At 70.1% G+C, this 21,378-nt stretch carries 25 protein-coding genes; 8 read left to right on the plus strand and 17 right to left on the minus strand.

Annotated features, from left to right (window positions below; translation table 11 throughout):
• Positions 1-13: 13 nt before the first annotated feature.
• Both JOD65_RS15715 and JOD65_RS15720 read left to right on the plus strand, forming a co-directional pair.
• Positions 14-889, plus strand: coding sequence for a hypothetical protein (locus JOD65_RS15715; RefSeq protein WP_191195848.1), 876 nt, complete (start codon positions 14-16; stop codon positions 887-889).
• Entirely contained in the window at positions 886-1,866 is a 981-nt protein-coding gene (locus JOD65_RS15720; RefSeq protein ID WP_191195849.1) for a nucleoside hydrolase, read from the plus strand. Before JOD65_RS15715 ends, JOD65_RS15720 begins: the two co-directional genes overlap by 4 nt.
• A 24-nt stretch (positions 1,867-1,890) precedes the next feature.
• On the opposite strand, the gene JOD65_RS15725 is transcribed toward JOD65_RS15720, so the two are convergent.
• The 5 genes from JOD65_RS15725 to JOD65_RS15745 form a co-directional block, all read right to left on the minus strand.
• Complete coding sequence (locus tag JOD65_RS15725) at positions 1,891-3,519, minus strand: AMP-binding protein (protein ID WP_191195850.1); 1,629 nt, start codon at positions 3,517-3,519, stop codon at positions 1,891-1,893.
• A 28-nt stretch (positions 3,520-3,547) separates the two neighbouring features.
• Positions 3,548-4,348 (minus strand): ABC transporter permease, encoded by an 801-nt coding sequence (locus JOD65_RS15730; protein ID WP_191195851.1) that lies wholly within the window; start codon positions 4,346-4,348, stop codon positions 3,548-3,550.
• Between the two features lies 1 nt (position 4,349).
• On the minus strand, positions 4,350-5,204 hold the full coding sequence (locus JOD65_RS15735) for an ABC transporter permease (RefSeq protein ID WP_224747756.1): 855 nt from the start codon (positions 5,202-5,204) through the stop codon (positions 4,350-4,352).
• Positions 5,205-5,215: 11 nt separating this feature from the next.
• Positions 5,216-6,142 (minus strand): ABC transporter ATP-binding protein, encoded by a 927-nt coding sequence (locus JOD65_RS15740; RefSeq protein WP_443678557.1) that lies wholly within the window; start codon positions 6,140-6,142, stop codon positions 5,216-5,218.
• Positions 6,143-6,211: 69 nt separating this feature from the next.
• The gene (locus JOD65_RS15745; RefSeq protein ID WP_191195852.1) at positions 6,212-7,366 is read right to left on the minus strand and encodes a PQQ-dependent sugar dehydrogenase; all 1,155 of its coding nucleotides are present in this window, start codon (positions 7,364-7,366) and stop codon (positions 6,212-6,214) included.
• A 170-nt stretch (positions 7,367-7,536) separates the two neighbouring features.
• On the opposite strand from JOD65_RS15745, the gene JOD65_RS15750 reads away from it, so the two are divergent.
• The 4 genes from JOD65_RS15750 to JOD65_RS15765 all read left to right on the plus strand — a co-directional run bounded on the left by JOD65_RS15750 (position 7,537) and on the right by JOD65_RS15765 (position 10,094).
• Positions 7,537-7,899 (plus strand): YciI family protein, encoded by a 363-nt coding sequence (locus JOD65_RS15750; protein ID WP_224747757.1) that lies wholly within the window; start codon positions 7,537-7,539, stop codon positions 7,897-7,899.
• A gap of 23 nt (positions 7,900-7,922) precedes the next feature.
• On the plus strand, positions 7,923-9,209 hold the full coding sequence (locus JOD65_RS15755; protein WP_191195854.1) for an RNA polymerase sigma factor: 1,287 nt from the start codon (positions 7,923-7,925) through the stop codon (positions 9,207-9,209).
• Between the two features lie 135 nt (positions 9,210-9,344).
• On the plus strand, positions 9,345-9,659 hold the full coding sequence (locus JOD65_RS15760; RefSeq protein ID WP_191195855.1) for a hypothetical protein: 315 nt from the start codon (positions 9,345-9,347) through the stop codon (positions 9,657-9,659).
• Positions 9,660-9,773: 114 nt separating this feature from the next.
• Positions 9,774-10,094, plus strand: a complete 321-nt coding sequence (locus JOD65_RS15765) for a hypothetical protein (protein WP_191195856.1) — start codon at positions 9,774-9,776, stop codon at positions 10,092-10,094.
• A gap of 44 nt (positions 10,095-10,138) precedes the next feature.
• Here JOD65_RS15765 and JOD65_RS15770 read toward each other — a convergent pair whose 3' ends face one another.
• From JOD65_RS15770 to JOD65_RS15805, 8 genes are all read right to left on the minus strand, one after another.
• The gene (locus tag JOD65_RS15770) at positions 10,139-10,438 is read right to left on the minus strand and encodes a hypothetical protein (RefSeq protein ID WP_191195857.1); all 300 of its coding nucleotides are present in this window, start codon (positions 10,436-10,438) and stop codon (positions 10,139-10,141) included.
• A 149-nt stretch (positions 10,439-10,587) separates the two neighbouring features.
• The gene (locus JOD65_RS15775; RefSeq protein WP_191195858.1) at positions 10,588-10,965 is read right to left on the minus strand and encodes a hypothetical protein; all 378 of its coding nucleotides are present in this window, start codon (positions 10,963-10,965) and stop codon (positions 10,588-10,590) included.
• A gap of 75 nt (positions 10,966-11,040) precedes the next feature.
• Entirely contained in the window at positions 11,041-11,739 is a 699-nt protein-coding gene (locus JOD65_RS24200) for a maleylpyruvate isomerase family mycothiol-dependent enzyme (RefSeq protein WP_191195859.1), read from the minus strand.
• Between the two features lie 164 nt (positions 11,740-11,903).
• Positions 11,904-13,055 carry a serine hydrolase domain-containing protein gene (locus JOD65_RS15785; RefSeq protein WP_191195860.1) on the minus strand — a complete coding sequence of 384 codons (1,152 nt, stop codon included), beginning with the start codon at positions 13,053-13,055 and terminating at the stop codon, positions 11,904-11,906.
• A gap of 153 nt (positions 13,056-13,208) precedes the next feature.
• The gene (locus tag JOD65_RS15790; RefSeq protein ID WP_191195861.1) at positions 13,209-13,811 is read right to left on the minus strand and encodes a GtrA family protein; all 603 of its coding nucleotides are present in this window, start codon (positions 13,809-13,811) and stop codon (positions 13,209-13,211) included.
• 78 nt (positions 13,812-13,889) lie between these two features.
• The gene (locus JOD65_RS15795) at positions 13,890-14,099 is read right to left on the minus strand and encodes a hypothetical protein (RefSeq protein ID WP_191195862.1); all 210 of its coding nucleotides are present in this window, start codon (positions 14,097-14,099) and stop codon (positions 13,890-13,892) included.
• 431 nt (positions 14,100-14,530) lie between these two features.
• On the minus strand, positions 14,531-15,787 hold the full coding sequence (locus tag JOD65_RS15800) for an NAD(P)/FAD-dependent oxidoreductase (protein WP_191195863.1): 1,257 nt from the start codon (positions 15,785-15,787) through the stop codon (positions 14,531-14,533).
• A gap of 261 nt (positions 15,788-16,048) precedes the next feature.
• Complete coding sequence (locus JOD65_RS15805; RefSeq protein WP_191195864.1) at positions 16,049-16,219, minus strand: type 1 glutamine amidotransferase family protein; 171 nt, start codon at positions 16,217-16,219, stop codon at positions 16,049-16,051.
• Between the two features lie 214 nt (positions 16,220-16,433).
• Between JOD65_RS15805 and JOD65_RS15810 the strand changes: the two genes are divergently transcribed.
• Positions 16,434-16,586, plus strand: a complete 153-nt coding sequence (locus JOD65_RS15810; RefSeq protein WP_191195865.1) for a hypothetical protein — start codon at positions 16,434-16,436, stop codon at positions 16,584-16,586.
• Between the two features lie 305 nt (positions 16,587-16,891).
• Here JOD65_RS15810 and JOD65_RS15815 read toward each other — a convergent pair whose 3' ends face one another.
• Together JOD65_RS15815 and JOD65_RS15820 are read right to left on the minus strand one after the other, a co-directional pair.
• The gene (locus JOD65_RS15815) at positions 16,892-17,998 is read right to left on the minus strand and encodes a sensor histidine kinase (RefSeq protein WP_191195866.1); all 1,107 of its coding nucleotides are present in this window, start codon (positions 17,996-17,998) and stop codon (positions 16,892-16,894) included.
• The gene (locus JOD65_RS15820) at positions 17,991-18,671 is read right to left on the minus strand and encodes a response regulator transcription factor (protein ID WP_191195867.1); all 681 of its coding nucleotides are present in this window, start codon (positions 18,669-18,671) and stop codon (positions 17,991-17,993) included. The genes JOD65_RS15815 and JOD65_RS15820 overlap by 8 nt, the downstream gene beginning before the upstream one ends.
• Positions 18,672-18,757: 86 nt before the next feature.
• Between JOD65_RS15820 and JOD65_RS15825 the strand changes: the two genes are divergently transcribed.
• A complete protein-coding gene (locus tag JOD65_RS15825) occupies positions 18,758-19,351 on the plus strand; it encodes a M15 family metallopeptidase (protein ID WP_224747758.1) in 594 nt (197 codons plus the stop codon).
• A 173-nt stretch (positions 19,352-19,524) separates the two neighbouring features.
• Here the strand turns inward: JOD65_RS15825 and JOD65_RS15830 are convergent, their stop codons facing one another.
• Positions 19,525-20,529 carry a hypothetical protein gene (locus JOD65_RS15830; protein WP_191195868.1) on the minus strand — a complete coding sequence of 335 codons (1,005 nt, stop codon included), beginning with the start codon at positions 20,527-20,529 and terminating at the stop codon, positions 19,525-19,527.
• A 239-nt stretch (positions 20,530-20,768) separates the two neighbouring features.
• On the minus strand, positions 20,769-21,365 hold the full coding sequence (locus tag JOD65_RS15835) for a TetR/AcrR family transcriptional regulator (protein WP_191195869.1): 597 nt from the start codon (positions 21,363-21,365) through the stop codon (positions 20,769-20,771).
• Between the last annotated feature and the right edge of the window lie 13 nt (positions 21,366-21,378).

The raw sequence follows: 21,378 nt of genomic DNA on the forward strand, positions 1-21,378 counted from the left end.
GACCGTCAGGCCCGTGCCTGCCACGTCAGCGCCTGCGATGGTCACCCGCGCACTGGTCGTCACCGAGGCACGTCGGATGCTGCGCAACCCGGTGCCCTGGGCCTTCCTGGCGCTGACGATCTGGGCGATGTGGACCGTGACGCCCGAGCCGGGCGAGTGGCCGGGCGCGTCGTACGAAGGGATCACTCCCGCCGTCGCGCCGTTCCTGTTCGGCATCTCTGTCGCCGTCTCGCTGCCCTTCCACCGCGCACGCCACGACGTCGCGCCGGCCGCACCCGTCTCGGAGGCCCGCCGGACGCTCGCCCGGCTGCTGGCGGCGCTGCCGTTCGTGGTGGTCGCCGCTGCGTACGCCGGCCTAGTCGCGTGGCGGGAGCGGGAGCTCGGCGGCCTGTGGCTCGGCATGGAGCCCGGTCGCACGACTGAGGCCCTCCACACCACGGCCGAGCTGGCGCAGCCGGTCGCCCTCGCACTGGTGGCCGTCGCGCTCGGCGCCGCCCTCGGGCGGCGGATGTCGCGGCTCGTGGCCCTGGTACCCGCGCTCTTCGTGCTGTGGTTCGTCGTCAGCGTCTACTGGCTCTTCGGCCAGGCGGCGGTGACGCCGTTCTCGGTGATCCAGGTCCAGCCGCTCTCCATCACGGTGGGCCCGGCCTCCGCCGACCCGCTGTCCTTCCCGTCCGACTGGCTCCTCGTCGGCCATCCCGATCCCGAGGGCTGGCAGAGGCAGTGGGTGTCCGAGGCGCTCGCGTGGTGGCACGACGTGTGGCTGCTCGGGATCGCCGCGCTGCTGCTCGGTGTCGCGTGGCCCCGGTCGGGACGTCGGGCTCTGCTCGCCGTCGGGGCGGTCCTCGCCGTGGCAGGGCTCGTCGGCCAGCACGTGGTGATCCCGTGAGCTGGCGTCTGCTCGTCGTGCCGCTGGCCGTCGCGGCGCTGGCCGCCTGCAGCCCCGCGGCCTCCGACGTCGACGGCGAGGTCTTCGCCACCGGCCCGATGGCGCCGGCCGCCGCCAAGCAACCGGACGCCGTGCCGGTCGTCGTCGACACCGACCTCGCGCCCGACGACCTCGCCGCGCTCGCCCTGCTCCTGCGCCACCCCCGCGTCCAGGTCGTCGCCGTGACGGTCCCGCAGACCGGGGAGCTGGACTGCCGTGGCACCGGCCTGTTGGGCGACTTCTTCGACGCGCTCGAGACCGTCCCGCCTCCCGTCGCCTGCGGCTCCACGCCGCGCGGCGAGGACGGGGTGATGTTCCCGCCCGAGTGGGGCGCCGGCGCGCTGATGAACAGCGGGCTCCCACGCGACGCCGTCGGCGGTGAGCTCACTCCGGTGCGTACGCCGGCTGCCGAGCTCATCGCCCGGCTGGCCCGGCGCCATCTCGGGCTGCAGGTGGTCGCCCTGGCGCCCCTGACCGAGGTGGCCGCCGTCCTGCGCGAGCACCCGGTGGCGTACGCCCGGCTGGGCGGCGTCACCACCATGGCGGGCACCGTCGACAGCGAGTCGCACGCCGACGGCGTGGGCGAGTGGAACGTCGGGGCCGACCCGGTGCCGTTCGCCGAGGTGCTGGCCGGCCCCGTGCCGGTGACGGTGCTGCCGGACGACCCGGTGCCGCCCGGCGCCCCGGACGGGCTGGCCGGTCCCGTCGTCGGTGGGCTCGGCCGTGTCCCCGGGTTCGAGTCGCCGAAGTACTGGGACCTCGCGACCGCCGGCACGTTCGTGGACGGCTCGGCCGCGACCACCGAGTCGGGCACCTGGGCCGTCGACACGAGCGACGACCGGGGACGGCTCCGGCGTACGGGCGACGGACCGGTGCGCGTCGTGACCGCCCTCGACACCGCGGCCCTCGACGAGGTCTACCGGGGCGTCTTCCGGTGACGGGCCCCTTCAGGCCAGCCGCAGTCAGGCCAGGCCGAGTCGGGCGGTGGACACCTCGCGCATCTCGACCTTGCGCACCTTGCCGGTGACGGTCATCGGGAACTCCTCCACGGCCATCACGTAGCGCGGGATCTTGTAGTGGGCGAGCTTGCCGGTCGCGAAGGCGCGCACCGCGTCGGCGTCGAGCGGCTCGCTGCCCGGGCGCATCCGCACCCACGCGCACAGCTCCTCGCCGTACTTCTCGTCCGGGACGCCGACCACCTGGACGTCCTCGATGTCGGGGTGGGTGTAGAGGAACTCCTCGATCTCGCGCGGGTAGATGTTCTCGCCGCCCCGGATGACCATGTCCTTGATGCGACCGGTGACCTGGACGTAGCCGTCGTCGTCCATCACCCCGAGATCGCCGGTGTGCATCCACCCGTCGTCGTCGATGGCCTCGCGGGTCTTCTCCTCGTCGTCCCAGTAGCCCAGCATCACCGAGTAGCCGCGGGTGCAGAGCTCACCGGCCTCCCCTCGCGGGACGGCCTCGCCCGTGAGCGGGTCGGCGATCTTGACCTCGAGGTGCGCGCAGACCCGGCCGACCGTGCCGACCTTCCGCTCGAAGGAGTCGTCGGTGTGGGTCTGGGTGGAGACCGGCGACGTCTCGGTCATGCCGTAGCAGATCGTCATCTCCTCGATGCCGGCCGCGATGAGCTTCTTCATCATCTCCGCGGGGCAGGGCGAGCCCGCCATGATCCCGGTGCGCACGGAGGACAGGTCGTAGGAGTCGATGTCGGGCAGCGCCCACTCGGCGATGAACATCGTCGGCACGCCGTAGAGCGAGGTGCAGCGCTCGTCCGCCACCGCCCGCAGCGTGAGCGCCGGGTCGAAGCCGGGCGCCGGGATCACCATCGCTGCCCCGTGCGTGGAGCACGCCAGGTTGCCCATCACCATCCCGAAGCAGTGGTAGAAGGGCACGGGGATGCAGACGCGGTCGGCCTCGGTGTAGCGACACACCTCGCCGACGAGGTAGCCGTTGTTGAGGATGTTGCGGTGGCTCAGGGTCGCGCCCTTGGGGAAGCCGGTGGTGCCGGAGGTGTACTGGATGTTGATCGGGTCGCCCGGCGCGAGGCTCGCGGCGCGCTCGGCCAGGTCGTCGGCGGAGACGCCCTCGCCGTCGGCCAGCAGGCCGGCCCAGCTCTCCTCGTCGTCGAGGTGGACGACGCGCTCCAGCGCACGGTTCTCGGCAGCCGTCTCCTCCACCATGGCTCGGTAGTCGCTGGTGCGGAACGACGTCGCGGCGACCAGCAGCCGCATGCCCGACTGGTTGGCGACGTAGGAGAACTCGTGGGTGCGGTAGGCCGGGTTGACGTTGACCAGGATGGCGCCGACCTTCGCGGTGGCGAACTGCACCAGCGTCCACTCGGCGCTGTTCGGCCCCCAGATGCCGACGCGGTCGCCCTTGCGGATGCCCGCCCCGATCAGGCCGCGCGCGACGGCGTCGACGTCGGCCTGCAGCTCCGCCCAGGTCCAGCGCCGCCCGCTCGCGCACTCGACCAGCGCTTCGCGGTCGGCGTACGACGCCACGGTGCGCGCCAGGTTGTCCCCGATGGTCTCCTCCAGCAGTGCTGGGGTCGACCCACCCTTCGTCCAGGAGTCCGTGCTGCTCGCCATGCTCCCGAACCTAGCCCGGGAGACCCGTTCAGGTCAGCAGCAGCTTGTCGAGCCGGCGTCGTACGACGAGCAGGCCGACCACGCCCATCACGACGAGGTAGACCACCGAGACGGCCGACTCCCACGTGATCACGCCGGTGGTCAGCTCACGGCACAGCACGACCCCGCGGTAGAGCGGGGTGGCCTCGACGACCCACCGGAGCACACCGTCTCCGAACGCCTCGACCGGGAAGAAGGTGGCCGAGAAGAGGAAGAGCGGCATCTGCGCGAGGGTGATCTTGTCGAAGTCCTGCCAGCTCGTCATCCACGTCGTGACCGCCATGCACACAGCGGAGAACGCGAACGCGATGAGGATCGCCGCCGGCAGGGCGAGCACCGCCCACCACGACTGGGTCAGACCCATCAGCGCCATGACGACGAGGAAGGCGGCGGAGTAGACAGACCCCCGCATCAGGCCCCAGGTGATCTCGCCGCGCGCGATGTCACCGGTGGACAGCGGGGTCGCGAGCATCTGGTCGTAGAGCTTCTCGTACTTCATCTTGAAGAAGACGTTGTAGGTCGAGTCGAGCAGCGCGCCGTTGAAGGCGGACGTCGCGAGCATGGCCGGCGCGACGAACTCGGCGTACGGGATCGCCTCGCCGTGGAACTCGAAGGTATCGATCAGCTGGCCGACGCCGATGCCGATCGAGAACAGGTAGAAGACCGGCTCCAGGAACCCGGTGATGAAGAGCTTCCACGCGCCCTTGTAGACGACGTAGTTGCGCAGCACCAGCACCCTGGTGGCGGCGGCCGGGGTCAGCGGGGCCGGGATCCCCTCGAGGAGCGCCATGTCAGACCTCCAGCCGGCGGTCGAGGTTGCGCACCGCGAGGAACCAGCCGACGACGGTGAGGGTGACGAGAACGACGACGTGCACCACGACCAGCGCCCAGTCGATGTGGTCGACACAGAACATCCGGGAGAGCGAGACGCCGTGCCACAGCGGGGTCAGCCGGGCGATCCACTCCAGCACCGGGCCGAGGTTGCTGATCGGGAAGAAGGCACCGGAGAAGAGCGTCAGCGGGATCACGACGAGCCGGAACAGCAGGCCGAACCCCTCCTCCGACTTCAGCCACGCGCTGTAGGCGAAGACCAGCGTGGTGAACGCGAAGCCGACGAGCACCTGCGACAGCCACGCCAGGATCGGCCCCCACCATGTCGCGAAGACCCCGAACGGCGCGATCACCAGCATGAACACCGCACACGCCGAGGCCACCCGGAACATCACGAACGCGACGTAGGCGTTGACCAGGTCGCGCACCGCAAGGGGCGTGGCCAGCTGCGCGAAGAACGTCTTGTGCCACTTGATGGACCCCATGACGGGGTACGTCGACTCGCTGACCGCGAGCGTCATGGCGTGCGAGGCGACGAGGCCGGGGACCACGAAGGCGAGGTAGGAGGTCGCACCCTCGAGCTTGTCGGGGTCGGCCTCGATGAACCCGCCGAGCAGGACGCCCATCGCCACGACGTAGAGCAGCGGCGTGAGGAAGCTGCTCACCACTCCCCCGCGCCACGTGCGCTTGAGGACCGTGAGCCAGTAGTCGTACTGCCGGGCCATGCCCTCCCACGCCGACAGGGAGCCGGTGGGTCGGGCCGGGCGGGAGGTGGTCGTCGCGGGGGTCGTGTCGGAGGCCACGTCGGATCCCATGTCGGAGCCCATCAGTCCGCCAGGCTCCGGCCGGTGAGGCGCAGGAAGACGTCCTCGAGGGTGGAGCGGCGCACGAGGGTGGCGATCGGGTGCAGCCCGCGGTCGAGGACGGCCGTGACGACGTCCTCGCCGTGGTCGCTGTAGACGAGCAGCCGGTCGGGCAGCACCTCGACCCGCTCCCCCAGGTCCTCGATCTTCTCCGCGAGCGCCTCGTGCTCGCCGACGCCGAAGCGGAGCTCGGCGACCTCGCGGGTGGAGTGCGCGTCGATGAGTTCGCGTGGTGACCCCTCGGCGGCAATCAGGCCCTTGTCCATGACGATCAGCCGCGAGCACAGCTGCTCGGCCTCATCCATGAAATGGGTGCTCAGGACCAGGGTCACGCCCGCTTGCCGGAGGCGGAACAGCTGGTCCCAGAGCGCGTGGCGGGCCTGCGGGTCGAGGCCGGTGGTCGGCTCGTCGAGCAGCAGCAGGTCGGGGTTGTTGATCAGGCTGCGGGCGATCGTCAGCCGACGCTTCATGCCGCCTGACAGGTCCTCGACCTTGGCCTTCGCCTTGTCGGTGATCTGCGCGAACTCGAGCAGCTCCTGCGCGCGCTCGCGGCAGGTGGCACGGTCGATGCCGAAGTAGCGGCCGTAGATGTAGAGGTTGTCGAACACGTTGAGCTCGTTGTCGAGCGTGTCCTCCTGCGGGCACACCCCGAGCCGGCTGCGGATCGCGGGGCCGTCGGTGGCGGGGTCCATGCCGAGGATGCGCAGCTCGCCGGAGCTCACGGGGCTCACCGACGCGATCATCCGCATCGTGCTCGACTTGCCCGCGCCGTTGGGGCCGAGGAAGCCGAACGCCTCGCCCCGTCGCACCTCCACGTCGATGCCCTTGACAGCCTCGAAGTCGCCGAACGACTTGCGCAGTCCCCGTGCCGAGATCATGGCTTCTGTCACAGGCGACGACCCTAGATCATCTGCTCGGGCTTCGAGGGCCACAGGTGGGATCCGTGGGAAGACCTGCTGCTACCTGGCCGGGGTCAGGCGCAGCAACCGTCCGGCGCCCTCGTCCTCGAGCACCCAGATCGCGCCGTCGGGGCCTTCCTCGACAGCACGCACGCGTGCGCCCATGTCGAAGACCTCCGTCTCGCCCGCGGTCCGGCCGTCGAGGTCCACGCGTACCAGCGCCTCGCCCGACAGCGCGCCGAGGAACGCGTCGCCCGTCCAGCCCTCGAACAACTCGCCGCCGTAGACCATCAGGCTTCCCGGCGAGATGCTGGGGTTCCACGACCGCACGGGGGCGGCGTACCCGTCACCCTCGGCGTGGTCGGGGATCTCCCCGCCGCCGTAGTCGCTGCCGTCGGACACCTCGGGCCAGCCGTAGTTCGAGCCGGCTTCGATCAGGTTGAGCTCGTCGCCGCCCTCGGGCCCCATCTCCGAGGACCACAGGGTGCCGTCGGGAGCGTGCTCGAGTCCAAGCGGGTTGCGGTGGCCCCAGCTCCAGATCTCGGCGCCCACCCCTCCTTGGTCGGCGAGCGGGTTGCCCGGCGCGGGCTCGCCGTCGGGTGTGAGGCGCACGATCGTGCCCAGCGTGTCGGTGTTGTCCTGGGCCGGATCGCCGAGCTGACGGTCGCCCGAGGAGACGAAGAGGTGCTCGCCGTCGGGCGAGAAGGCGAGGCGGTGGCTGAAGTGCCCGTCGCCGTCGACCTTCGGCGTCTGGCGCCACACCACCTCGAGGCCGTCGAGGCGCGGCCCGTCCCCGTCGGTCTCGAGCACCGCGCGACCCACGACGGCACCCGTACCGCCGTCGCCCGCCTCGACCCAGCTGAGGTACACCAGCCCGTCCTCCTCGTACGACGGCGCGGGCAGGACGTCGCCCAGCCCGCCCTGGCCGGCGTCGACCACCTCGGGCACGCCCGCGACCGCGACCCTGTCACCGGTCTCGGCGTCGCGCAGGTGGAGCGTGCCGCTGCGCTCGGTGATGAGCAGGTCGCCGGTGTCGGGCAGGAACGCCATCGCCCAGGGCTCGTCGAGCCGGTCGAGCTCCTCGACGGCGAAGGGCCAGCCGTCGTCCCCCTCCCCCGATGCCGGGCCGAGCGAGCCGGAGGCCGCGGTGTCCCCGGAACAGGCCGTGGCCAGCACGGTCAGCAGTCCGGCCAGCGCCGGTGCGAGGGGCTTCATGGGTCCATGGTGCGCGGGGGTGGCAAGCGCGGCACCCGTCGGAGAAGGATGTCGGGAAAGACGTCGAAGAAATCGGCGGCGCCGATGTCGAGCCGCGCCGCACCCGTTCGACGTACGTGCGAGAACACATCCACCGCACCACAGGAGGAACGATCACAATGCCGCGTTTCATGGGATTCGTCAGGATGGAAGAGGGCATCGGGGTGCCGCCGCAGTCGCTGTTCGACGCGATGGACGTCTTCATCGGGGAGCGCGCCGCCAACGGCTCGTTCCTCGACGGCGGCGGGCTCTTCGGCACCGAGGACGCCGTCAACTTCGTGGTCCGCCGGGGTGAGATCACCCGTGTCGACGGGCCCTACGCCGAGGGCAAGGAGGTCGTCGGCGGCTGGTCGTTGATGGAGTACGCCAGCCTCGAGGAGGCCGTGGCCGACCAGCAGCTCTTCGCCGAGCTGCACGCGAAGCACTGGCCGGAGGTCACCGTGGTCTCCACGCTGCGCCAGGTGTCCGAGGGCCCGGACGCGCCCGGCGACTGACGCCGGCTCACTACGCTGGCCGCGTGCCGGCAGGGACGTACGACGACCCCACGGGGGCCCAAGAGATCGTCATCGCCACGTGGCGGGCCGAGTCGGCCCGCCTCGTCGGCGCCCTCGCCCGGATGACGCGCGACGTCGACCTGGCAGAGGACCTTGCGCAGGACGCGCTCGTCGCCGCGCTGGAGCAGTGGCCCGTGTCGGGGATCCCGGACAACCCGTCGGCCTGGCTGATGACGACGGCCAAGCGCCGCGGTGTCGACCACTTCCGGCGCGCCGACACGCTGCGTCGCAAGGTGGCCGAGCTGGAGCACGCCGGGGGCGGGGAGGAGGCACGGGTGACCGACCTCGACGACCAGGTCGACCACATCGAGGACGACGTCCTGCGGCTGGTCTTCCTCTCCTGCCATCCCTCCCTGACCCCCGAGTCCCGCGCCGCGCTCACGCTGCGGCTGGTCGGGGGCCTCACCACCGCGGAGATCGCCCGCGGCTTCCTCACCAGCGAGACGACGATGGGCCAGCGCATCTCGCGGGCGAAGAAGACGCTGACGTCCGCCCGGGCGGAGCTCGAGCTGCCGACGGGCGCGGAGCGGACGGCGCGCCTCGACGACGTGATGGCCGTGGTGTACCTGATCTTCAACGAGGGCTACGCCGCCACCGCGGGCGACGACTGGATGCGCCCCGACCTCGCGGCCGAGGCGACACGGCTGGCCCGCATGCTGGCCGACCTGGCGCCCGACGAGCCCGAGGTGCTCGGCCTGCAGGCGCTGCTCGAGCTGCAGGGATCGCGGACCGCGGCTCGTCTCTCCGCGGACGGCACCCCGGTGCTGCTCGAGGCGCAGGACCGCTCCCGGTGGGACGAGCTGATGATCCGGCGCGGCCTCGCGGCGCTGCGGGCCGCCTCCCGCCTCGCCGCCGACGGTGCGCCGGTCGGTCGCTACTTCCTCCAGGCCTCCATCGCCGCCGAGCACGCCACTGCGTCGCTCGCCAAGGACACGGACTGGGCGCGCATCGCCGCGCTGTACGACGTCCTCGCGCGGGCCGCGCCCAGCCCGGTCGTCGAGGTCAACCGGGCCGTGGCCCACGGCCGGGCGCACGGGGCCCCAGCGGGGCTCGCCGTGCTCGACGCCGTCGATCCCGCGGCTCTCGGGGACTCGCCACTGGTGCCCAGCGTGCGGGGCGACCTGCTCGAGCGGGCCGGACGCCACTCCGAGGCCGCGGACGCGTTCGCCGATGCGGCCTCGCGGACCCGCAACGAGGGCGAGCGCACCGTCCTGCTGCGGCGGGCGGAGGAGAACCGGACAGCGCGGTGATCCTGATGCACCGGGTGCGCCACGATCACCGCACTAGCTCACCGGGTCGCCCGGTCAGTCCGGACCCACCGCGACTGGCGCGTCCGCCCATGTCGATGAGCGGACGCTGACGCGGTTCGGATCTACGGTTGCCTGGTGACTGATCCGCGATGGGCGCTGCTGCAGGACATGAAGCCTGCGCTGTTGAGGAGGTTCGGGGAGTGGGGGGTGTTGCGGGTTGAGTACGTGTCCGCCTTCCCGCTCCAGGACGATGCCTGGGTGTGGCTCGGAACGGCTACTGACGCCGAGCGTGACGCCTTGACGGGCACGAAACCTCGCCTGCTCTCGGAGGCGCGTCGGATCGCGGAGCACCACGGCTTCCCAGCGCAGAACGTCAGCGGAGTGAGCGTGCAGTCAGAAGAGACAGTCGCCCGAGACTTCGAGGGAAGTTGGTTCTACGCCCTTCGTTGACATCCGGACCTGCCGCGAACCGAGCATGGTCCCGTAGCCGCCCATCTCGTCGACGGTCTCCGGAGCGTCCATTTCTCAACGAGGCGTCCCCCGTCGGTGCCCTAGCCTCATCTCATGTCCTACCCCGATGAGTGGACTCTGGAGGAGCGACACCGGTACCAAGAGTTCACCGCGCGCATCGCTGGCAGGGTGGAGGAACGGCTCGCGGAGTATCGGCGGAGGGAGGTCTACGTGTACGACCTGTTCATCCACCCAGACGACAAGTCGCACGATGCGCCTGAGTTGTGGCTGGCATGTGACCACTACACGGGCGAGGAGATCCAGACGCTGGCGGCGGAGGACCTTCCGGCCTTCTTCGCTGCGCATCCGGACTGGATCGAGTACCACGGACTTCTCGACGAGGCGCAGGACGAGGTGTCAGACGAAGACGGGTGACGTCCGGATCTGCCGCGATCAGCGCTCCGCGCAATCGGCGCTCTCTACTCTTCCTCTTCGACCGAAACCTCGCCAGGCCCGGTGATCGTCCAGACCTCGCCATCGCACCAGCCCACGTCGATCTGGGCATACTCCTCGCCGGCGGCGTCGAGAATGTCGAGCGCATCATGACTGCAACCTTGGAATCCGTAGTTCCATCGGCCCCCGTGGGGTCGCAGTTCATCCCCGTCGATCGTCAGGGGTTCACTGGTCTGGTTGACGACGATGACGCTTCGTCCCAGTCCGACATCGCACCCAGCGAGCAGCAACGCGCACCAGAGTGCGGCAGACACACCGAGCCGCATGGCGACCTCCCCCAAAAGTTCTGACCCTGGGACAGCATCGCGCCTCGGACTGAAGGCGCGCACAGGTTCGGCGGGAACCGGCTGTTGATGTCTCGATCTGCCGCGTCCCGAGTGTCCGCACATGCCGATGAGCGATCGTGGCGATGCCGCTAGCGATCCACCTGCCACGAGGCATCACTCGGGGGCACGCCCTCGGCAACAAGGTGGGCCAGGATCCGCAGCGCCTCTTCCATCGGCACGGTGTCTTGGTCGGGGTAGTCATCAACTTGACCGTTCTCGAGGACGAAACCCCCACTCGACCCCGCTCCCGCTGGGTCGATCGCATGTTCCCCAGGGTCGCCGTCGCTGTGCTCCAGGAGCACGACCATCGCTCGAGAGCCATTACTCACCAGGGAGATCGTGCGGCCACGTGAGCTCTCCAGCCACGTGGTCATCGTGCCCTGCGAGACTCGCCGCTCGATCGTCGCGACAATGACGTCCGCTTCGACCGGGCCCGGTTGATCTGACAGATGCCACTGCTCCTGCATCTGGCGGAGGCTACTCACGAGTGAGCGTTCCGGCGATCCGTGCATCCGCTCACGCCGATGCGCGGACGGCGAGGGCTACGGGGTCAAGGCACCTGACAAGAGACCGCGCGCTTGTCGGTCCGACACGTGGACGTGAGGATCCGCGCGATGCCACAGCAACCGCAGCAGTGTCTCCGCCTTGTCTCGCAGCACGATTGACTCGCCGTCGCCGTCGCCGAGGACGGCGAACCCGGAGACGTCCGTACCAATCACGCGGACGGGACGTGACAGAGGCTGAACGCGCCCGAGCCTCACTTGCCGTGGGTAGATCACGTCCCGAACCTCGAGGACTCCATCCCAAGCGAGGGACGGGTCCATGGGTCGAGGCCGGCCTAGTGCATTCTCGGCGTCCCAAGCATGCATCACGGTCTCGTGAACCTGACGCCTCATCCAGAACTGCGCGGAGGGGTCTCGGTCGTCGAGGGTCCATGCGGGCGCGTCCGTCGCTGTCGAGGCCAGGACCTCGACCAGATGCGAGGCGTGTCGGCGGTACCACGCGGTCAACCCCGAGCGCCCTTCGTCGGCGGGTGGTTCCGGTCGGAGGTTGGGGTTGCCTTCGACTACGGCGTGAGTCGCCCATTGATGGACACCGCCCAGGTGCACCACAAGGTCTCGCAATGACCAACCTGGACAGGAAGGCACCGGTGCGTCGAGTTCGGCATCCCGAGCAACGTCACCGAATCGCTCGGTGTGCAGGCGCAGCAGCGGCAACCAGTCAGGCGATTCGCTCGTCACTCATCCTCCCCGTCCGCAACCACTACACAGTCTCGTGCGCACGAAGAAACCTAGCCCGCAAGCATCCGGATCTGCCGCGATGAGCTCACGGATCTGCCGAGATGAGGTCGGTGCTTGAGTTGTGCCCGGCGTCTGGTCGGTGAGCCCCCGCGGGGTCCGTATCACTAATAGCAGAGGCCGTCGACGGTGAGGTACGCGAGCGCCTCGTCGGCAGCGTTCGTCGAGGTGTTGGTGAACGCGACCACGGTGCGGCCGTTGGCCGGGTTGTAGAAGGCGAAGGTGCGGTAGCCGGCGATTTCGCCGTCGTGGCCGATGAGTTCACCGCACCTGCTGTCCGCAAGCAGGACGCCGAGCCCGTAACCCGCACCGGCCGCCAGGTCTCCGCGAGAGGTGGTCATCTCGTCCAGATTGGCGTCGGAGACGAGGTCCTTGTGGAGGAGAGTGTCGAGGAACCGGACGAGGTCGCCGCCGGTGGTCACGACACCGCCGGCAGCCCAGGGTCCCGTGTAGTCGCTCGGCGTGATGTCCTCGCCGTTCTTGTCGTACCCGCGCACGAGGCGCGGTTCGCCGCGCAGGTCGGCTGACAGCACGGTGTCTGTCATCCCTGCAGGGGTGAACACCCGCGTGTCCAGCTCGTGCGCCAGCTGGTGGCCGGTCGCCCGCTCGATGATCTTGCCGAGCAGCCAGTAGCCCGGGTTGGTGTAGCGCGTGGTCTTGTCCGGTGGGCCTGTGGGCGGGTGGTCCAGCAGGCGGCGTAGCCGTTGGTCGGTCAGATCGATGTCGAGGGGGAAGTCGGGATCAGCGTTGGCGACGTCGAAGATGCCGCTGCGGTGGTCGAGCAGGTCTTCGATGGTGACCCCCTTGCCGAACGGCAGCATGCCTGGGAGCCACTCCTCGACCGTGTCCGTGAGGTTGAGTGCTCCCTGGTCCTCGAGCTGGAGAATGGCGGCTGCGACCATCGGCTTGGTGACGCTTCCGGCACCGAAGCGGTCGTCGACGCGCATCGGCTCGTCCGGGGCCAGTCGAGAGTTGCCGACGGCAAGGGAGCGGGTCTCACCATTCTCCAAGGCCACGAGAATCGCCCCAGGGAGGTCCTCGAGGTAGACGTCGGCGCTGGGGCTCTGCCACGACTCGACGATCCGGTCGAGAACGAGGGGTTCCTCCGCAGCATCGGCAGCCGCGCCCGAGGTGTCGCTCGACGGGCGAGGTGAGTCGTCTGAGCTCGAGGTGCAGGCGGCGAGCAGCACCAACGCCAGGACCAGGACCAGGACCAGACTGGCTCCAGAGCGGCCACCTCGTACGCCCGGCACGCGCATTCCCCCAGCGTCCACCTCCGACCACCCGGCCGCAACGCCGACGACGGCGGCAACGGTCCCGGCATCTCAAGCAGCCGCCTGGCGCGGGCTACCGGTTCTGCCCGCGCTGCGGGCGGCTACGGTCGCCCGGATCTGCCGCGACCGCGCGTCCGCTCATGCCGAGATGCGGAGGTCCCGCGGATCTACGGCATCGACGAGTTCCGACCTCTGTGCGAAGTGGCTGCGCGGCGTGACCGGCCGTCGAAAGACGAATCGGCGGAAGAGGTAGAACCGCGCAGCGAGGCCGAGCACGAGACCGATGAGGTTGGCCGAGATGTTGTCCGACAACGGGTCGTCGAAACCCAGCACGTCGCGGCTGATGATGAGGCACGCGATGGGAAGCGACATTGTGGCCAGGTTGATCAGCACGTACGCCGACCGGCCGCCGTCCGCTTGCCGCGGCGGGCGGTCTCGGAATGCCCAGCTCCTGGCACCGCGGTAGCTGATCACCATGCCGACGCTGTTGGCCAGCACGTAGGCAAGGATCGGTCGATCGCGGAGGAGCGCGTGGTTGCCGGTGCTGAAGCCGTGGACCAGCACGTTGAAGAGGATGAAGGCGACGATCGTGGCGACGCCCCCCACGGTGAGGAACCGGCCCAGCTCAGCCAGCATCCGCTGGGAGCGCGTGCCGAGGATGTTCGCCGCTGGTCCCGTGTCACGCGCTGAGGGCATCGACTTTCGCGTCACAGCTGCAGCAGAAGGGTCGATGGCGCGCACACGCAGTCTGAACGCACGCGATCGGCGACTATTCCCCGTTCACGCGCGGACCAGAGCCGCTTGCGCCTGCCGAGCGCCTCAGTTCAAGAGCTGTTCTTGTCGCCTGAGCGCGAGCGCGGCCAGTGTCGCGTCCAACGATGTGGTCGAAGCCACTGCCGTCCGCCCGAGTGCGCGAGTTTCCAGGTGATCCCACGTGCCGGGCGTGTCCTCGGTGTTCGGTCTGTGCTCCGGCGGCGTCGAGTCCGGAACGGGGGTGGTCAGCTGGTGCTGATGGATGGGCGTGCGCACGCGGATGTCCTTTGCGGGGTCGTGGAGGCGCAGGCAGGCTCACGCCGCGGCGTCGCTCACGATCCGTGAGTGGCGTCGGTGCTCGGCTGCGCTGTCAGCGGGGTACGTGGCGTACTGGCTGGATGACGGTCAGGCCGGGACGGGCGGGGCGCGATCGACGCTCCGTCGCAGCACGTCGAGGCCTCGAACTCCTCGCGCCTCCTCGCTGAGCCGCAGCGCGGCGAGGGCCGCGCCGGCGGGAGGGCGCGAAGGGAAAGCGTGCGCGCGTGGCGGCCGCAGCTGCTCGCATGGGTCGAGAACTCCGTCGCTGACGACAACGTCCATCTTCGGACCCCTCCTCTCCGCTCCGACTCCCGTGGAGGCTGATGGCTCGGACCATGGGCACGTCCGCTGGCGCGGGGGTAGGGCCGGGTCCGGCGGCCTGGGGCAGGTCAGCGCAGCGGGTCGAACGCCACGAGCTCGGGCGGCGTGACTCCGGTGGCGATCTGGTCGGCGAGGAGCTTGCCGGTCAGCGGCCCGAGGGCGATGCCCCACATGCCGTGCCCGCCCGCGACGTACACGCCGGGTGCGCGGGTGCCGCCGATGAGCGGCAGACCGTCTGCGGTGCACGGGCGGGACCCGACCCACTCGTCACGACGGTTGTCGAGGTCGACGCCGTCCAGCAAGGGGCGCGCGGCGTTGACGATCGCGCCGATACGGCGTCGGTCGAGTGCTGCGTCGGGGGCGCGGAACTCCATCATCCCGGCGACGCGCAGCCGCGTTCCGTTGGGGCCGTGGAGCGGCGTGCAGGCGACTCGTTGGGCGGGGAAGTACAGGGGCGTGGACGGAAGGTGCTCGCCGGCCACGCTGAAGGAGTAGCCGCGGCCAGCCTGGACGGGCTGCCGTACGCCGAACTGGCGACCGAGGTGCCCGATCCATGCGCCGTTGGCGAGCACGACGGCGTCGTAGCGGTTGGTGCCGTCGATGTCTTCGCGGGTGGTGAGGTAGGCGCCGCCGTTCGCGGGGCGGACGCCGGAGACGGACGCGCCCTCGACGATCCGGCCCCCGCGGTCCATGACCGCTCGAGCGAGCTCTCCTACGAAGGCCGGCGGGTTGATGTAGCGCTGGTCGTACAGGCGGATGACTGCCCCGACTGCCGAGGACAGGGCCGGTTCGATACCGCGGGCCTCGTGGCCGGTGAGGAGGTCGTACTTCACGGCCTGGCCGGCGTCCTGGATGTGCTCGAGCTCGTCGACGAGTGCTGCTCGCTCCTCAGGGGTGCGGAAGGCTGCGAGGAACGGGTCCGCAGGCCGGGTGGTGGCCGCGACACCGTTGTCGGTGAGCTCGTCGAAGGCGTCGAGGGCGCGACGGTTCATGGGGGCGTAGGCGCGCATCCCGCGTCCCCAGTGCCGCTCTGTGCTGTGGCGGGCGAACCCGGTGAGGAAGCGAAGCAGCCGCGGGTCGGGCCGAAGCGGGACGTAGACAGGTGAGGACGGGCTGACGACGGCGCGGACGCCGTAGCGCAGGACGGCAGGCTCGGGCAGGGGCGCGGTGAGGGCGGGGGTGAGCCAGCCGGCGTTGCCCCATGAGGAGCCCGCGGCGACGTGATGGCGTTCGTAGACAGTGACGTGGATGCCGTGTTCCTGGAGGTGCCAGGCGGTCGCGAGTCCGACCATTCCGGCTCCGACGATGGCAACGGACTGGGGCATGGCTGAGGGGCTTTCGTGAAGGTGGAGAGGAGGGGGTGAGGTGGGCGCCGAGGTCAGCTGACGACGAGGTGGTCGCAGGTGACGCTGGCCGACTGCCACGAGACGGTCCCGAGAGCGGCTGGGTGAACAGGACCGCGCAGCGGGTATGTGTCCCGTGGGTGCCGTCCTGCACGAGCAGGTGTGAGCGCCCTAGCGGATGATCCGGACGTCAGTGGGTCGAGGAACGGGTGCTGCGAGGCGGTGCACCCGGGACCGTTCAGCTCAGCGGCCGGGAGGGGCGCGGTCGACGCTGCGACGCAGCACGTCGAGACCACGGATGCCGCGCGCTTCTTCGCTGAGCTCGATGGCGAGCAGAGCGGCACCGGACGGCACGTGGGAGGGCAGGTAGGTGCGGTCGGGCGCAGCCGCCTCGAGCACCAAGTTCCCCTCCATGTCCTCGACCATAGCAACGTTCGGGCCGAATGCCAGTTGGCGCCTCCATGCCGTCATGGACACCGCGCCGGCCCTCAAGGACAGGACATGACGGCGGTCTCCTGACCGAGGCGTGGACCGCAGCATCGTCGGGAATAAAAACGATACGTTTTGCGTATCGTAAGTAACGGGAACTTCCCGCACCCCTGCGGGCACTCACACGAAAGGACCCGCTATGACCTTCATCGCCGTCTTCCTCATCTTCCTCGGCCTGCATGCGTTGGCCAGATTCGCGAGCCGCGACTCGTTCGCGGGCGCCTCGCTCCGCAACCAGCCGCACGACGAGCTCGGATACCGCTACTCCCCCGTGATCGGGCGGCGCGCCTGATCGTCCGGCCGACCTTCGCAGGAGACGGGAACGGTCAGGACGGCAGGGCGAGGCGGCCGTGTCCCTCGACCCGCACCCGAGCTCGTGGTCGTGCCGCCCGATGACGCGCTCATCACGTTGTGTCGCCCTCGAACGACCGGATCTGCCCGCACCGACGTGCGTGCGACCAGCGAAAGGCCCGAACACCCCCGCGAAGCCGATAGGTGCCTGGCTCGAGTGCACGTCTCTGGCGGCGCCGACCCACCTAGGTCAGTGAGTGGATGTGCCTGTTGCAGTCGCCACGGTGCCCCCGTTGCGCGAGCTGGTCAGCGTCGGGGCAGGCTCATGGTCGCGACCAACCCCCCGCCGGGGCGAGGGTCGAGGGACAGCGTCCCGTCGTGCGCCGCCGCGATCCGCTGGACGATCGCCAGGCCCAGGCCGACGCCCCCGTGGTCGTCGTGCAGCCGGCCGGAGCCGCGTCGGAACGGCTCGGCCAGCGTATCGACGAGGAGCCGATCGAGGCGGTCGCCGGTGTTCTCCACCACGAGGGCGACCCCCGACGAGGTGGTCCGGGTGGTGACCCACGCGCTGCCGCCGGACGGCAGGTTGTGCACGATCGCGTTGTGCAGCAGGTTCGTGATCAGCTGGAGCAGGAGCGCGCGTGAGCCCGACGTCGCGGCCGCCTCGCCCGCGGTCGTGATCGTGACGCCGCGCTCCTCGGCGAGCGGGAGCAACACCTCGGCCGCTTCCTCCGCGAGGAGCGACAGGTCGACAGGCCCCCGCTCGAAGCTGCGCTGGTCGGCCCGGCTCAACACCAGCAGCGCCTCGGTGAGATCGATGGCCCGAGTGTTGACAGTGCGCAGTCGCTCGACGAGCAGGTCGACGTCCGGGTCGGGGTCCTTCGCGGCCACGTCGAGCAATGTCTGGGTGATCGCGAGCGGCGTACGCAGCTCGTGCGAGGCGTTGGCCGCGAAACGCTGCTGCTCGGCGACGTGGCGCTCGAGGCGTTCGAGCATGGCGTCGAAGGCGTCGGCCAGCTCGCGGAACTCGTCGTTGCGGCCAGACAGCCGGATGCGGTGGTCGAGAGCGCCGCTGCCGGCGGAGCGGGTCGCCGCGGTGATGCGGTCGAGTGGCGCGAGCATCCTGCCGGCGAGGACCCAGCCGCCGGCCAGCCCGACGACGAGGAGCAGGCCCATCATCAGCGCGGCCTTGGGCGCGAAGGCGTCCCAGAGGTCGGACCGGCCCGGCATGAACGTGCTGCCGAACCCGCCGTCCGGCGCGCCGGGTCCGCTCGTCGACCCGGCCTCGTCGGGCACGTAGCGCAGCAGGAAGACCCACACCACGGCCAGCAACCCAGCGCCCGCGACCAGCACGAAGCCCGCATAGCTGAGGGTCAGCCGCAGCCGGACGCTGGGCCCGGGCGGCCTAGCCACGACGGTCTGCGTCCGACACGTCGATGCGGTAACCCACCCCAGGCACGGTGGCGATCACCCACGGCTCGCCGAGGCGCTTGCGCAGCGCGGACACCGTGATGCGTACGGCGTTGGTCAACGGGTCGGCGTGCTCGTCCCAGGCCCGCTCCAGCAGCTCCTCGGCACTCACCACCCCGCCCTCCGCTGCGACCAGGACCTCGAGCACGGCGAACTGCTTGCGGGTGAGGGCGACGTAGCGCCCATCGCGGTGCACCTCGCGCCGGAACGGATCGACGCGCAGCCCGGCGAGCTCACGCACCGGTGGCCGGTGGTGACCGCGTCTGCGGTCCAGGGCGCGCAGTCGGAGGACCAGCTCCTGCAGCTCGAACGGCTTGGTGAGGTAGTCGTCGGCGCCGAGCTCGAAGCCGGACGCCTTGTCGTCGAGCCGGTCGGCGGCCGTCAGCAGGAGAATTGGTAGGCCCGAGCCGGACGCGACGATCTGCGCAGCGACGTCGTCGCCGGAGGGCCCCGGGATGTCGCGGTCGAGGACGGCGATGTCGTAGGAGTTCACCCCGAGCAGCTCGAGCGCGGCATCGCCGTCACCGGCTACGTCGGCCGCGATCGCCTCGAGCCGCAGGCCGTCACGAATGGCGCCCGCCATCAGGGGCTCGTCCTCGACGATCAGCACGCGCATGCCCCGATGGTAGAGAGCGCGGTGTGTCGTCGGCGTATCGAAAACGGCATACGCTCTGGCAACGTCGCGCTCTCTTCACTGGTCGCATGTCACGACACCTTCCCTCCGCGCTCGCCCTCGTCGCGATGCTCGCCCTCGGTTGCGCCACAACCCAGGACCCGTCGTCGTCCGTCGCGCTGGTGGCCCCCGTCCCCGAAGGTCCTCCCCGGCCGCCGTTCGGTGCGTCGCGCCACTTCGCGGACGGCATGCTGCCGGCCGGCGCGACGGTGTTCGACGACCACCCCGGGGTTGTCCGTTTGGACAGTCGGCTCCTCGAGGAGCTCCGCGCCGCCACGGCGGACGCGTCCGCCCAGGGCATCGGGATCGTTGTCAATAGCGGGTGGCGGTCGAAGGCGTACCAGTCGCTGCTGTTCGAGGAGGCAGTCGCCGAGCACGGCACGGAGGCCGCGGCCACGGCGTGGGTCGCGCGGCCCGGCACGTCCGTTCACGAGGCGGGGGCGGCCGTCGACCTGGGGCCGAGTAACGCCGTCGACTGGTTGGCGCAGCACGGCGCCGACTACGGCCTGTGCCAGGTGTACGACAACGAGCCGTGGCACTTCGAGCTGGATCCCGGCGCCGTCGAGATGGGCTGTCCGCCACCGTACGACGACCCGAGCGACGACCCGCGGCTGCAGATGTGACGCCGCGGCGGGGGCTCGAGGTCAACCGTTGAACATCCGGATCTGCCGCGTTGAGGGCGCCTACGCTCGCCCGGATCTGCCGCGATGAGCGCACTAATCTGCCGAGATCCGGATGAGGTGGCAACGCCCGGAGGGCCGTCTCGGGTCGGCACCTCCGGGCGCTGGTCCGTGGGTCAGCGGCCGGTGCGCACCTGGAGGGAGCGGAGGGCCGTCTTGTTCTTCACGATCGAGACGGTGTGAGTTCCCGACAGCTTCGCGAAGCGAGCGGTCACGATGCTCTTGGCGCCGTGGCCCTGCGAGATCACCGCGATCGGCTTGCCGTCGGCCTTCACGACCCACGACACCTTCTTGGCGACCGGGGCGTCCTGGTCGACGGTCGACAGAATGATCCGGATGCGGTTCACGGCCGGCTTGACAATGCTGTACCCGCCGATCGCGTCGGTAGCCGCCTTGGTGGTCACGGCGCTTGCGGGACCTGCGGGACCTGCCGGACCTGCCGGACCTGCGGGGCCCTGGGCACCAGTGGCGCCGGTCGCTCCGTCAGTGCCGTCAGTGCCGTCCACGCCGCGGTCGGTGAACACGTAGGAGTCCTCCCCGAGGGTGATGGAGTGGATGTACCCGTTGCCGAGGACACCGGACCCGAGTGAGAAGCCACCCGCCAGTGCGCGCGCTTCGGGCAGGGCTGCCTTCCACTCGGCCAACGTGCCGAAGTAGGACGAGCCGTTTCCGCCGTCGTTGGTACCGGACGGGTCAGCTGCCTTGGCCGCCGCGCTGGAGCTGTTCGTCAGCCACCAGTTCTGGCCGTAGACCGACTCGCCCACGAGGATGTTGTAGTCGTTGCCATTGCCGGTGACGCCGTCGACGTCGAACACGAGCTGGGCTCCGGGGGCGGGGCTGGTGCCGGTCCAGGCGATCGAGCCCTGGGTCGGGAACTCCGGGGCGATGGAGAAGTACTCGGCTGCCTTCGCCTGTGACGTGTTGTTGTCGGTGTAGACGCGGAGGCTGTCGTCCATGAACTCGACGTGCCCGGCCGAGCGGGTGTCCGACAGACCGCCGATGAAGTCGCCGTGGCGGATCGTGGTGGTCGGGGTGGCTGCGCTGCCGGGAGAAGCTGCGCAGGCGATGACGAACGCAGAGACGCCGAACGTCCCTGCGATGCGGAGGGTGCGGAGGTTCAAGTGGTGCCTTCCAGTGAGATTGGCTCGCTACGCCAAGGGGGGGGACTGTTGGCACAATGCTAATTAGTTGTTGACGTATCGCCAACTTATGGCGGAGTGCTGCTCGCTAGGGGTCGAAGCGCCCGCGCGCCGGGGGGCGCACCGCATCGGCTGCTCGTGATCCCGCAGTGAGATCGCGGCCGATCCGCGTCGACTGCTCCGGTGGTGGTGCGAGCCGTGCCCGCTCCGTGGGGACAGGACTAGGTCGTCGCGGGCTTCCCGAAGTTGCGAAGGACATGTTCGAGTGTCGAGGCGAGGAGTTCATGGGTCGTCTCGCGTGACGCCTCGCCCCGCAACCAGCGCCGCGTCGCCGTACGATTGAGACCCGTCCAGCACTCCAACGCGTAGCGCAGCCGGGGGGTGTCCTCGGCGATGTCGGCGTGGAACTGGGCCAGGAGCACAACGGCGCGACGTACCAGCTCGGCGAGCACGTCCCGCACTTCGGGATCCGCTACGTCCTCTCCGGGCGCCATTGCTGCGAGCCAGACTGTCCGGTTCGCCTCGGTCCAGTCCAGCCAGCGCGACACCGAGTCCCCTACGCGCGCGCGGGCGCTCCGCCCCGTCGGCGGCCGGAGCTCGTCCTCGCGCATTGCGCCCAGCCACGCGAGCAGGCCGAGATAGACATCCTTGCGTCCACCGAAGTAGTGATGCACGAGCCCGCGCGTGACGCCGGCTGCGCGTGCGATGTCGTCGACGGCGACGCCGTCATAGCCGTGTTCGGCGAACAGCTTGTTGGCCGCATCGAGGATCTGAGCACGCCGCTCCGCGGCGTCGAGGCGGGTGCGTGGGGGAGTCACAGCATGAGCCAAC

This window comes from Nocardioides cavernae (genome assembly GCF_016907475.1).
Taxonomy (GTDB): domain Bacteria; phylum Actinomycetota; class Actinomycetes; order Propionibacteriales; family Nocardioidaceae; genus Nocardioides; species Nocardioides cavernae.